Source organism: Clostridium sp. SGI.024, assembly GCF_050315195.1.
GTDB lineage: Bacteria > Bacillota > Clostridia > Clostridiales > Clostridiaceae > Clostridium.
This window is the reverse complement of record NZ_JBNPON010000019.1, coordinates 1-12,406: the sequence shown is the minus strand read 5'-3', so window position 1 is coordinate 12,406 and position 12,406 is coordinate 1. Positions and strand designations below refer to the sequence as shown.

General features: G+C 26.8%; 9 protein-coding genes and 1 pseudogene. 7 read left to right on the top strand and 3 right to left on the bottom strand.

Going from position 1 to position 12,406, the window contains the following annotated elements:
* Positions 1-14 precede the first annotated feature (14 nt).
* From ACQRD5_RS07475 to ACQRD5_RS07455, 5 genes and pseudogenes are all read left to right on the top strand, one after another.
* Entirely contained in the window at positions 15-815 is an 801-nt protein-coding gene (locus ACQRD5_RS07475) for a hypothetical protein (protein ID WP_320901136.1), read from the top strand.
* A complete protein-coding gene (locus ACQRD5_RS07470) occupies positions 809-1,996 on the top strand; it encodes a hypothetical protein (protein ID WP_320901138.1) in 1,188 nt (395 codons plus the stop codon). The genes ACQRD5_RS07475 and ACQRD5_RS07470 overlap by 7 nt, the downstream gene beginning before the upstream one ends.
* Positions 1,956-2,534 carry a hypothetical protein gene (locus ACQRD5_RS07465; protein ID WP_320901140.1) on the top strand — a complete coding sequence of 193 codons (579 nt, stop codon included), beginning with the start codon at positions 1,956-1,958 and terminating at the stop codon, positions 2,532-2,534. Before ACQRD5_RS07470 ends, ACQRD5_RS07465 begins: the two co-directional genes overlap by 41 nt.
* A gap of 202 nt (positions 2,535-2,736) precedes the next feature.
* A pseudogene (gene tnpA, locus ACQRD5_RS07460) lies at positions 2,737-3,202 on the top strand (IS200/IS605 family transposase).
* 258 nt (positions 3,203-3,460) lie between these two features.
* Positions 3,461-8,038 carry an SIR2 family protein gene (locus ACQRD5_RS07455; RefSeq protein WP_320901142.1) on the top strand — a complete coding sequence of 1,526 codons (4,578 nt, stop codon included), beginning with the start codon at positions 3,461-3,463 and terminating at the stop codon, positions 8,036-8,038.
* A gap of 359 nt (positions 8,039-8,397) precedes the next feature.
* On the opposite strand, the gene ACQRD5_RS07450 is transcribed toward ACQRD5_RS07455, so the two are convergent.
* Positions 8,398-9,309 (bottom strand): AraC family transcriptional regulator, encoded by a 912-nt coding sequence (locus tag ACQRD5_RS07450; protein ID WP_427746657.1) that lies wholly within the window; start codon positions 9,307-9,309, stop codon positions 8,398-8,400.
* A gap of 168 nt (positions 9,310-9,477) precedes the next feature.
* Between ACQRD5_RS07450 and ACQRD5_RS07445 the strand changes: the two genes are divergently transcribed.
* Both ACQRD5_RS07445 and ACQRD5_RS07440 read left to right on the top strand, forming a co-directional pair.
* Positions 9,478-10,713 carry a galactokinase gene (locus ACQRD5_RS07445; protein WP_320901146.1) on the top strand — a complete coding sequence of 412 codons (1,236 nt, stop codon included), beginning with the start codon at positions 9,478-9,480 and terminating at the stop codon, positions 10,711-10,713.
* A gap of 31 nt (positions 10,714-10,744) precedes the next feature.
* A complete protein-coding gene (locus ACQRD5_RS07440; protein ID WP_320901148.1) occupies positions 10,745-11,332 on the top strand; it encodes a glycosyltransferase family 2 protein in 588 nt (195 codons plus the stop codon).
* A 388-nt stretch (positions 11,333-11,720) separates the two neighbouring features.
* On the opposite strand, the gene ACQRD5_RS07435 is transcribed toward ACQRD5_RS07440, so the two are convergent.
* Both ACQRD5_RS07435 and tnpB read right to left on the bottom strand, forming a co-directional pair.
* On the bottom strand, positions 11,721-12,143 hold the full coding sequence (locus tag ACQRD5_RS07435; RefSeq protein WP_427746656.1) for an IS66 family transposase: 423 nt from the start codon (positions 12,141-12,143) through the stop codon (positions 11,721-11,723).
* 112 nt (positions 12,144-12,255) lie between these two features.
* Positions 12,256-12,406: IS66 family insertion sequence element accessory protein TnpB (gene tnpB / locus ACQRD5_RS07430; RefSeq protein ID WP_427746663.1), on the bottom strand; the 151-nt coding region annotated here is incomplete at its 5' end.

Genomic DNA, 12,406 nt, shown 5'->3' with positions numbered 1-12,406 from the left:
TGGAGATTGAAATTATGAAAGATACAATTTATGTAGCTATAATATCATTTATAATAGGATGTTTTATTACATTTATTTTTGTTAAAAAGTTATCTGCAGAAAAAATAGGTAGTCTTATATATGTTATAAAATATAAATCAATTAGATTTTTAAGACATACAGTTTCATTAACAGGAGTGTTTATTGTAATATTAATTACTTACTTTATATTAGATAAGTTTAATTATGGAGAACAAATTTTACCTAATATTATTTCTACTGCTTTATCAATATTGTTAATAGATTTTTTATTAAAAGAAAGAGAATTAGCACAAAAGCAAAAAGAAAAAGAAAAAGTTAAATTATTAATAGATGATAGAATTAATAGAATAACTAAAAATATAAAAGAGATTATTCTTAAGTTTATTAATTTAGAACAGCTAGACGATGTAAAGGTAAGCAAAGAAATAATTGAAGGAATAATTCAAAAGCAAGATCTTATTAAAGATAAGGTAAAACACACATTAATCGAAGAAGATGGACAAGTTATGGAATTAGAAATAAGCAAAATGGACTTTACATATTATGTGGGAAAAGAGCTAGAGAAGGATATTGATAATTTATTAATAAATTTTAATCAATTTTTAGATTCAAATCAAATATATTTTTTAGTTAAGCTGAAAGAAACTTTATCTAAAAAGATATTTAAAATTAGATGTTCAACATTATACTCAGAATTTGAAAGAGAAGAATATAAAGTTATAGAAAATTTGTTAATTGATACTTTAGGGGAGCTTAATGTTAGCTTGGAAAATAGGGAGGCTAAAAAATGGTAATAAATTCGCAACATGAACATTATATAAATAATGATGTTTTAATTAAGTTTATCAGAGAAAATCAAATAAAGGTACCTGATTGCAAATATAATACAGCAAATATGATTAAGATAATTAATGAATATGCTGAATGTAGTAGCGATAATAGAATAAAAGTAGAAAAAGCTATTAATGAATGGATAGCACAAGGAAGAAAAAAAATACTTTATAGATATTTTGAAGAAAAAATAGATCTTGGAGAGGATATCAATGTTGCGAAAGAAAGGGTTAAAGAAATATTTGGATCAACAGAAGAAAAGAATTTATATAAGCTTGAAATTCCAGATAGTAACAGAGAGCTTTGGAAGATTGATTTTGATACAGAAAACAATAAGATAGTTAAATTACGATTTTTATATATTGAGAAATTAAATAAAAAGATTAGAGAAGATGAGTTTATAGAAATAGCATTACCTGTAATAGTAGTATTAGATATTGATAAAAAAGAGGTATATGTGAATGTTGCAAGTAAATCTGATTTATATAGAGATACTGAAAATAAGATAGAAGATATTAAAGTTGCTCAAGAAGTTCTAGAAGAGGTGATTACTAAATTAGGATTAAGTAATAGTATAAGTCAAACTCAGAAATCAGAGTTGCAGAGTATACTGTTTGAAATTCATAAAGAAATTACTGAACTTCCAGAGGAAATTATTAATATTGCAGATAGTATTAATGATGAAATTACTGAATTTATAGAAGAGATAACAAAAAAAATAGAGGTGTTAGATGATGAACTTAATAAAGGTGAAATGTTTAGTGGTGTAAAAAATGTAATATTGAAAAATATAATAGGTATGTATGATGATAGCAAAATCTTTGAAGAAGGTAAATATGCAATATCAAGTGGAATAGATGGAGCTGGAGCCACAATGACAAAATTTAGATTTAATGCTCCGGCAAGAGAACCAGTGCAAAGTAAACCTGAATATCAGGATATAAGAAGTATTTTAGGGGCACTTGAGCAGATTAGGAAGGATGTTTTGTTTTGGAATTCTGTGAGAAATAGTACTGATAGAATAAGAATGAAGATGTATGCTCATAGTATAGGATATATTCAAATTTGTTTTGAACAATATGTATATAGGGAGGATATTGAAAATGTACTTTCAAAAATTAGAGAATTTAAAGAAAGAAGATAAATTTAAAGAACTGTATATGATTATAGATTCATTGGATCAATGGTTGGCATTAATACCTAGGACATATAAAGATAGATTAGTACCAGAATTATTTTCAGTAAATCAAGAAGTACCATTAGATGTTAGTTTTGCATTATTTAATGAATTGACTACAATGAATATTTTGAATGAAAGATATGCTATAAAGTGTTCATGTGGACAGGTTTTAAGGTTTAGTGATACGATTGAAGATGCTTTAGATTTTATTATACATCATAATGAGAATCCAATTGAATGTGATTTTTGCGATAAGGTAGTATCATTAAATACAGATAATGTTATAGTAATTTATAAGCTTATTGAGAAAGCAAATAGGAGCATGTTTTCAAAAAAAAAACAGCAGTCCAAATTGTTTCTCTCTGATGATATAAGCAATAGTACATTAAGTGATAGACTTGTTAATGAGCCTGAGAGGTATTTAAATCAGGCGCCTAAGTATAAGTTTGAAGAAACAGTATCACCCAATATAAGAAGTAAAATAAGTTTTTTAAATAGTTAAGTCGAGGGTACTAACAGTAACGCCTCGCCTCCACCAACAAATCCACGACAGAAATGTCGTGGATTTTTGTTGTATTTAGAATACCACAGGTTCGACCTGTGGTTCCGGAAAGCTTCTAGCGGTGAGTAGAAATAAAAAAACCTCCGTTGTAAAATTATAGTAGGTTTGCCGACCACAACTATAATACAAGGAGGTATCCGATATGGATAATAGTAGTTTAGCACATAGCAAATGGAATTGTAAATATCATATAGTTTTCGCACCAAAGTATAGAAGGCAAATAATTTATGGAAAAATAAAAGCTGATATAGGAGCGATATTGAGAAAGCTATGTGATCAAAAAGGTGTAGAAATAATAGAAGCGAATGCATGCAAAGATCATATACATATTCTTGTTAGTATACCACCAAAATTGAGTGTTTCGCAGTTTATGGGAATATTAAAGGGAAAAAGCTCGTTGATGATATTTTACCGACATGCAAATTTAAAATATAAATATGGAAATAGGCAGTTTTGGTGTAAAGGATATTATGTTGATACAGTGGGAAGAAATAAAAAAAGTAATAGAAGAATATATCAAAAATCAAATTCAAGAAGATTTAGCTTATGAGCAAATGAGCTTAAAAGAATACATAGACCCGTTTACAGGTGGTCCTGATTTTTTTTAATAGTGAGCATAGATATAGTTTTTTTAGTTATTTAGAATAACTTGATAGATTTTTATATACAATTAAACATTATATAGCAGATAAATGGGTTTTTATAATATAATAATTATAGGCAATGGATTAAAATGGTTAAAGTTTATTTAATAATAAGCATGATGAACAATAGGTAGAGTTAGGAATAAGAAACTTAATTAATATATGAATAAATTAAGTAAAAATGATTAGAGTGGTGATATGCCGTTATATAAGGAGGATAATATGAATTTTGATGAAATTATGGAGTATAATAAGCCGTATAATAAACGTAATTTTGATAGTTTATTACAAAATATAGTTGATAATAAGATTGTTCCTTATATTGGTGCAGGTATGTCTATGTTATTTAAAGAGATTTATCCATCGTGGAGCGGATTTTTATACAAAACCTTTGATGAATTTTGTAGTGAATATTCAAAGGATGAATTTAATAATTTAGAATATGAAGATAAGGCGGATTTTTTATATAATGAAATCGGTGATGTAACTTTTTCGGAGTATTTAAAAGAAATTTTTGCAATCGGCCATTTAAATAAAGATGAGAATGAGTTTATAGATAAAGCAATATATTATCTGCCAATTATTTTTGATAAAGGGTTAATACTTACTACAAATTACGATTGGGTTATTGAGAAAATGTTTTTAATACATAAAAAATCTTTACATGTAGCGCATCCAGGACACTTTGAAGCACTAAATGGAGCTCTAAGAGCTGATGAATTGTTATTATTTAAAATTCATGGTGATATAAAAGAACCTATTAATACAGTAATATTAACTAAGGAACAATATAATAAGGCTTATAGTAATTATGAGTTAATAGAGTCATTAACTCAAGTATATATTAGTAAAAGTATTCTATTTTTAGGGTGTAGTCTTGAGAAGGATAGGCCATTACAATTATTGTGCGAAAAGATGCAACCAGGAATGATTAATTATGCTATTGTTGAGTGTAATGAGGATGAGAAAAAAACAAGAAGATTGAATTTAGAAAGGGAATTGAAAACACAATCTATTCTATATCCTTATGGAGAGCATGAATGTGTGAAGGTGATATTTGAAGAGATTATAAGGCGTATATCATCAAGAAAATCTGTTCAGGATATCTATAGTAAAACGATAGAATTAACTGAAGAATGGTTTATAAAGCAAAATACTACTCAAATAAAGAACTTGGGCAACAGATATTTACCGGAGTTAAATATAGACGTGGCAGAAAAAGAAATATTTAACGCCATAAATAGGAATAAAGAATTTTATGCGAAATTTCATCGCGAAACAGATAATCTTATAGTTAATATAAGAAGGATTAAAATGGTTGAATTGGAAGGGTGTATTAAAGAATTAACTAACATTATTAATAGTATTGATACAAGTAGTAATTATGAAATTAATATAGATACTATTATGGAAAGTTTAGACGAAATTAAGGAATTTTTAGACAAGACAATTTCAAAAAATAAAAATAAAATAGTAGAAATAGAAGACAATATAAGAGGGAAGGACAGAGAACTAGAAGAAAAGGAAAAGCTTCAATCAGTGAAAAGAGAAATAAATGAGTATAATTTCAAAATTAAAGATATCATAGAAAAGATCAATAATTATGTATATTATTTAAATTCTTCTGAAATGAAAGTAGCAAATAATCCTTTTTTATTATTAAGTGGAGAAGGAGGCATTGGAAAATCTCACCTGTTAGCTGATACTGTAAATAGGAGAATAAAAGAAGGTAAAAAGTCTTTGTTTTTTTTAGGGCAGCATTTTAAAGAAATAGAAGATCCTATTAGTACTATAGTGAAGATGTTAGAGTTAGATTGGACAACTGATACTTTTTTGAAGGAGTTAAATGAAATTGGCAAAAGAGATAAATCAAGAATAATTATTTTTATTGATGCATTAAATGAAGGAAAAGGAAAAGAAATTTGGAGTAACTTCCTAGGGGGAGTTGTTGATAGGATAAAATCATATTCGTGGTTGGGGATTGTTTTATCTATAAGAACAGAATATGTAGAACATTTGTTACATGATAATGATATTTTAAGAGAAACTTTAATAAATGTAAAGCATAGAGGTTTTTTAACTGTTGAGTATAATGCAATTAAAAAGTATTTTAACTTTTATAATATAAAATTTTCTGATATACCATTTGCAAGTCAAGAGTTTAGAAATCCACTTTTTTTAAGACTTTTATGTGAGGGGTTTAAAGATAAAGATGTTGATTTAAATAGAATTACTTTCTCAGAAGTATATAAAAATTACTTAAAAGAGATAAATGTAAGAATTGCAAATAAGTGTCAATATAGTAAGCGTATTAATATGGTAGAGAAGATTATTAATGACATTGTTCTATTCAAATATAGCAAAGGTAAAGGAAGTAATTTTATATCAGTAGATGATTTCACTGATATAGTTATAGAGCTTGAAAAGAAAAATAATATAACATCATCTATAATAGATGAATTATTTTCAGAAGGGATTATTACTCAGAATATATCATATGACAATATAGAATATGTATATGTAACATATGAAAAATTAGAGGATTACTTATATGCTAAACTTTTGGTACAAGAATTAGACGAAATTGGTATTGAAGAATTTTATAGAAAGTATAGTTCTTTAAAATATAGAGAAGATATATTGGAAGTACTGGCAATTGTATTATCAGAAAGTAATAAATATGAGATTTTTGAAATATTTGAAGAGAACAAAAATAAAAAATCAATAATTAATGCATTCTGTAGTGCTCTAAAGTGGAGATCTTCAGACTCTATTGAAGAGAAAACTATTAAATATATAAATGAGTTCGTTATTAAGAGTAATTGGGGGTTTGATAGTTTTTTTAATTCAGTTATATTACTTTCAACTAAAATAGGTCATGTTTTTAATGCAAAGAAAACAGTTGACTATATTTTGAGTTTTGAAATGGCAGATAGGGATTCTATTTTTATACCTATGTATAATAATCTTTATAGCGAAGAGGGGTCACCCTTAAATAGAGTATTAGATTGGTGTATTAATAAAAAAGTATATGATAATGTACTAGATGAAACAATATATCTAGCAGCAATAATGGTATCTACTTTTTTAATTTCTTCCAATAATGAATTAAGGGATAGGGCTACTAAAGCTTTAGTGAACTTACTAAAAGGTAAAATAGATATATTAATGGAAGTGATGAATAAATTTGAAGAGGCTGATGATCCATATATTATTGAGAGAGTATATGCAGTTGCATTCGGATGTGTTGTTTTTGAAGAAAACGTAGATAATATTGATAGGTTAGCTAAATTTGTATATGACAAAGTATTTAGTAAAGAATATGTTTATCCTAATATATTAATGCGTGATTATGCCATGAATATTGTTGAATATGCTAAACATGTGGTTCCTTCTAATCAATTAAAGGAATTAGATGTACAACCTCCTTATAAATCTAATATGCCTTTAGTGCCAAGTGATGAGGAGATTGAAAAATACGAATATGATTATAAAGCTAATGGGTTTAAGGATTATTATTGGAGTCAAAATACAATTTTAAGTTCAATGAAAGTTGAATATGATAGAGAAGGCTCTCCAGGAGGATATGGGGATTTTGGTAGGTATGTATTTCAAAGATATTTTTCAGAATGGAAAGGCTTAGATTATAATGACTTGAAGAATATAGCAATTAAAAAGATTTTTGACATGGGTTATAATGTAGAGAAACACGGTGAATTTGACAGAGATCTTTCAAGTTATTATAAAGAAAATAATGCATGTGAAAGAATAGGAAAAAAGTATCAATGGATAGCCTTATATGAACTTGCTGCGCAGGTAGCTGATAATTATAAAATGGAAATTAATGCAGACTGCTGTGGAGATAAGGTACAAGATTATTGTAAGGGTTCATTTATTCCTTATATAAGAAATATAGATCCTACAGCTATAGCACTTGAAATCAAAGATGATACAGAAAAGAAGTTACATCTTGATTTGTATAATATACCTAAGTTATCGAATGTAGAGTGGCTAAGTACTTTTAATGATATACCCGATATTAATAAATTGGTGAATATTAAATATAAAGGAGAAGAATTTGCTTTACTTAATGGATGGTATACTTGGACTGAGCAGAATGAAATAGGAAGAAAAAAATATGAAATTCCACAAAAAGATATGTGGATTCAGATTAATAGCTATATAGTTAAGTCTAATGAAATAAAATCTATAATTGAGGTTTTAAAAGATAGAGATTTTATGGGAAGAAGAGCTTCAGAAGCAAATGAGAACTATTATTTATATAATAGAGAGTACTATTGGTCAGGTGCATATAACTTTTTTAAGAACTCATATTATTGTGGTGAAGAGACAATAAACTTTTTTGATGATTATGAAGAATATTATAATAATTTCAAGGTTTTATTGCCTTCATGTATATATAATAGTGAACGAAAAGGTGATAGATTAGATTCAGATACTTTTACGTCTTGGTATAAACCATGTAAAGAATTATATAAAGAGCTAGGTATGAAATATGGTAAAGCAAATTCAATATTGTATGATTCTGAAGAAAATGTTATTTGCTTTGATAGTAAAGAATTAATGAACGAAGATATAGGTTTTTTTATTAATAAAGGAAAATTGTTGAATTATCTAGAAAAGAATAATTTAAGTGTATTATGGACTGTGTTGGCAGAAAAAAGAATTATTGGAGATAGACATAGGGATGATAATTATATACAACCACATTGCAGTGGTGTTTATGTATTAGATGAGAAGTTAAAGTTAGTAGGAAATATAAAAATATATGAAGAATAATTAGTGCAAGTATATATGAAATAGAAGTAGAAAGTTAAATATAGAGAATTTTATTATTCAACAAGTTTGAATTAGTGCTAGTTCACTACGTGAATTTTAAAGGTCACGTATCGCCTCCACCAAATAAGAACTGAAGTTAGGATACAATGGTAAAACCTTGTAAAATCAAGGCTTGACCATTGTGTTTTTCTTTTTATAAGGAAGTTTTTAGGTGCTTTTACATAGAGGCTTTAGCCATTTTTATACATTTTGAGTATTTATGCATACCTTTTAGTAAGATTTTACTATGGGTGTGCATTTCTATACAAAAAGTGTATTTTTAATACATAAAAATAATAAGATATTATTAATCGTAAAAATCAACGCGTATAAGATGATTTATTATCATTATGAAGCCTTTTACGATATTGTGTAGGAGTGTAACCAGTATATTTCTTAAACATTTTTGTAAAGTAATTTGAGTCAGAAAATCCTACTAGATTTGATATAGTTGAAATAGAAGTTTTAGTATTTATTAAGTAGTCGATACTTTTTTCTATACGGTACTGTGATACAAATTGAAAAATAGACATTTTCATCTGTTTTTTAAAAAGTCTACAGCACTCATTTTCACATAAAAATACCATTTTAGATAACTCGCTAAGAGTTATCTTTTTTGAGTAGTTATCTTCAATATAAGAAACTATTTTAAATACTCTATCATATTCACGCTTACTATAGTTTTTTGATATTGGCAAGCTGGAGATGTTTGATAGTAAAATATACCAAAATTTTTGTAATAACATAGTGATTTGTATCTCAAAAAGAGGAGGAGTGGTACTATCTAAAATGATTAGTTCCATAATTATATCAATGATTTCTTTTTGCCATTTAATTTTTTTTTGGAAAACAAAGGCATGTATATAGGTATTTTGAGTTATAGGGACAACATATTTAGTATATATAATACTATTGTCATACCCATAGATGAGTTTTGGATTAAAAGTAATAGAAGTATATTCACAATCTAATTTATTAATCATATTACCAGCATGAAGTGTATTACTGTTACCAAATAAAGCATCGCCAGTTTTTAGATGTATAACCTCGTGATTTATCTTATATATCATTTCTCCCTTTGTGATGATAGTAAGTTCTATTTCTGGATGCCAATGCCATAGAAATGCCCCTGCTTCATATTGAGATATCCTTTCGAAACTTACAAGAAATGGAAATTTGTGATTGCCATGTTTTTTTAATTCTTTTTTTTCATCGTTAGTTACTATTTGCACAATACATCCCTCCTTATCAATATAATACTATTTTACATCAATTTACTCCAATATATTAGGAAAAAAATCAAAATAGTTCCATAAATTCTCAATTTTTTTATGGAAATTTTACTTTAAAAAACTAAAAATAATAATATAAATGTTAAAAAATGAAAGTGAGGAATAAAAATGAAATTACCAAAAAAAGAAAAGTTATTGGAAGTATATGGAGAAGATGTAAAAGTTAAAGAAAGATATAAATATCTTTCTGAAAAATTTCAAGAGAATTTTAATGAAGATAATTTTGATTTTTTTTCAGCTCCAGGAAGAACAGAAATTATAGGAAATCATACTGATCATAATGGAGGAAAGGTTATTGCAGCAAGTATTAGTATGGATACTATAGGAGCGGCAGCTTTGAATAATTCAAATCTTATTAAAGTTATTAGTGAAGGTTATGAAGAAATTGTAGTTGATATTACAAGATTAGATTCTATTAAAAAGGGAAATGGAACAGTTTCTTTAATAGCAGGTATTGTAGAAGGTACAATTAATCAAGGTTTTAAAATAAGTGGATTTAATTGTTATATTACAACAGAAGTTATTTCTGCAGCAGGAGTTAGTTCATCTGCATCATTTGAAATGTTGCTTTGTTCAATTATAAATTACTTTTTCAATGAAAATACAATGAGTATTGTTGATTATGCAAAAATTGGGCAATATGCGGAAAATGTCTATTGGAAAAAGGACTCTGGTTTAATGGATCAAATGGCTTGTGCAGCAGGTGGGGCAATCTACTTAGATTTTTCTAATGAAGTTAAATATAAGAAAATAGATTTTAATTTACAAAGGCATGGATATAAGTTAGTAATTGTCAATACTGAAGGAGATCATGCGGATTTAAGCAATTTATATAGCAGTATTCCAAAAGAAATGTATAGTGTTTCTAATGCAATGGGGTGTAATAAATTGTCAGAAAGAACATTTAAAGAATTTCTAGATAATCTAGGTAAACTAAACAGTACAGTTGAAAATGATAGAGCTATTTTACGAGCATTACATTTTTATGAAGAAAACATACGAGTAGAAAATGTATTAAATTATATGGATGATGATAACTTAATTAATATGTTTAATATGATTGAAGAATCGGGTAATTCATCATGGAAATTATTACAGAATTGTTACTATGAGAATAAAAAACAGAATATTATAAAAGCATTAGCTTTATCAGAGTTATTTATAAAATTAAAAGGAAGAGGATGCTGTAGAGTACATGGGGGAGGATTCGCAGGGGTTATTATGTGTATATTGAATGAAGAAGATGTGAATGATTATATTGAATTTATATCTAAAATAATAAAAAAAGATAATATTTATGATTTAAATATTAGAAAAGTTGGAGCAATACATCTAGAAAAATAGTCTATTTGAGGAGAATAAGGAGAAATATAATATGAAAGATTCAAATGTATTGATAAGTATTATTGTTCCAGTATTCAATATGGAAGACTATATAGAAAGATGTCTGCATTCTTTACTTAATCAAACTTTAAAAGAGATCGAAATTATTGTTGTAAATGATGGTTCAACAGATAAAACATTAGAATTGCTTGAAGAATATGCTAAAAATGATTCAAGGATAAAGATATTTAGTCAGTCAAATTGTGGTGTTTCATTGGCAAGAAAAAAAGGTGTGAAAGAATCTCAAGGAGAATATACTTGCTTTGTTGATGGCGATGATTGGTGTGAAATGAATATGTGCGAAGATCTGTATAATACTGCAAATCAAACAAAATCAGATATGATATTTTTTTCTGCATATAGACATAGAGAAGATGGAACTGCAATTATCCGAAATTTTCCGGTTGATGATGGTAAGTATGAAATAAAAGAGATTTATAATGATTATATACTTCCTCTTTATGGTGACTTACATACAGATAAATATATTACAACTGGATATGCATGCTTCTGTATGTTTAGAAGTAATCTTATAAAAGATATGAAATTTTATGAAAAAATAAATCTACATGAAGATTAAATTGCTATTTTACAAGGATTACATTCGGCTAATTATCTTTATGTAATTTCAAATCCATACTACCATTATGATCGTACTGATAGGAATACATTGAGTAAAGGGACGAGGTATTGGAACGGTTATTGGGATAATATGATAGAGGTATTTTATGCAAAACAAGAAATTGCTAAGACTTTATTTGAAAGTAAAGATAAATATATGTACAGACTTATAACTTATATGTATGCCCATTTTTTAAGAAGTATAAGAAATGAAACTCATTACTTAAATCCAGGACGATTAATGGGAGGATATAAAAATTTATGTCACAATCTTGATAAAAAGATTTTATTTGAAAACAAACAATATATATTAAAAGAGGAATTCACATATATTGAAAGGCTTTTAATTAAGCTAATACAAATGAATATTTACTTTGTGCCATATCTATATTATTTAATAAAAAGTAATTTTGTTGTCTATATAAAGGCATTGCATGCTGATATTTCATAATAAGCATATGAGCTATTAATTCATTTGAAGCCATTGTTTTATAAAAAGCAGTACTTGGAGCTTTAGGATCACTATTTTTTTCAGCTTCATCAAAAAGAGACATTTGGTTAACATCTACTTGTTCACTGGATTTCCCAAATATCTTTCTATTTTTATTAAGCAATTGTCTTTTTAAATAGTCTAATTCATTTTTTAAATCATCAATTTTTTTATCCTTAGATTCAATTTCTTTATCTTTAGATTTTAGTTCATTTTCCATTTTTTGAATCAAAGATTTTGTTTTTTCATCAAGTTCATTTTCCAGAAATTCAAACTCCATTTTAGCTACTCCTTAATATTCTATCTATATGCATATTATAACATAAAACCCTTTATTTCTAAAGGGTTACGGCTAATTTATACTATAGAATTTTAAGTTTTTTATCTTTATTTTAGTAATAATTTTTTTCAGTAACTGGCTTAAATTTAGATTTATTTCTTATTTCATATCCTTTAAGCAACCATTTTAATTCTTCCTTGTTTACTTTTAAAGCTTCTTCTTGAGTAGTAGGCCATTTAAATCTATTACTTTCTAACCTATGA

What these genes read in the sequence shown, in the direction of transcription:
- ACQRD5_RS07475 (WP_320901136.1), top strand. Translation starts at nt 15, where the DNA reads ATGAAAGATACAATTTATGTAGCTATAATATCATTTATAATAGGATGT.
- ACQRD5_RS07470 (WP_320901138.1), top strand. Translation starts at nt 809, where the DNA reads ATGGTAATAAATTCGCAACATGAACATTATATAAATAATGATGTTTTA.
- ACQRD5_RS07465 (WP_320901140.1), top strand. Translation starts at nt 1,956, where the DNA reads ATGTACTTTCAAAAATTAGAGAATTTAAAGAAAGAAGATAAATTTAAA.
- ACQRD5_RS07455 (WP_320901142.1), top strand. Translation starts at nt 3,461, where the DNA reads ATGAATTTTGATGAAATTATGGAGTATAATAAGCCGTATAATAAACGT.
- ACQRD5_RS07445 (WP_320901146.1), top strand. Translation starts at nt 9,478, where the DNA reads ATGAAATTACCAAAAAAAGAAAAGTTATTGGAAGTATATGGAGAAGAT.
- ACQRD5_RS07440 (WP_320901148.1), top strand. Translation starts at nt 10,745, where the DNA reads ATGAAAGATTCAAATGTATTGATAAGTATTATTGTTCCAGTATTCAAT.
- ACQRD5_RS07435 (WP_427746656.1), bottom strand. Translation starts at nt 12,143, where the DNA reads ATGGAGTTTGAATTTCTGGAAAATGAACTTGATGAAAAAACAAAATCT.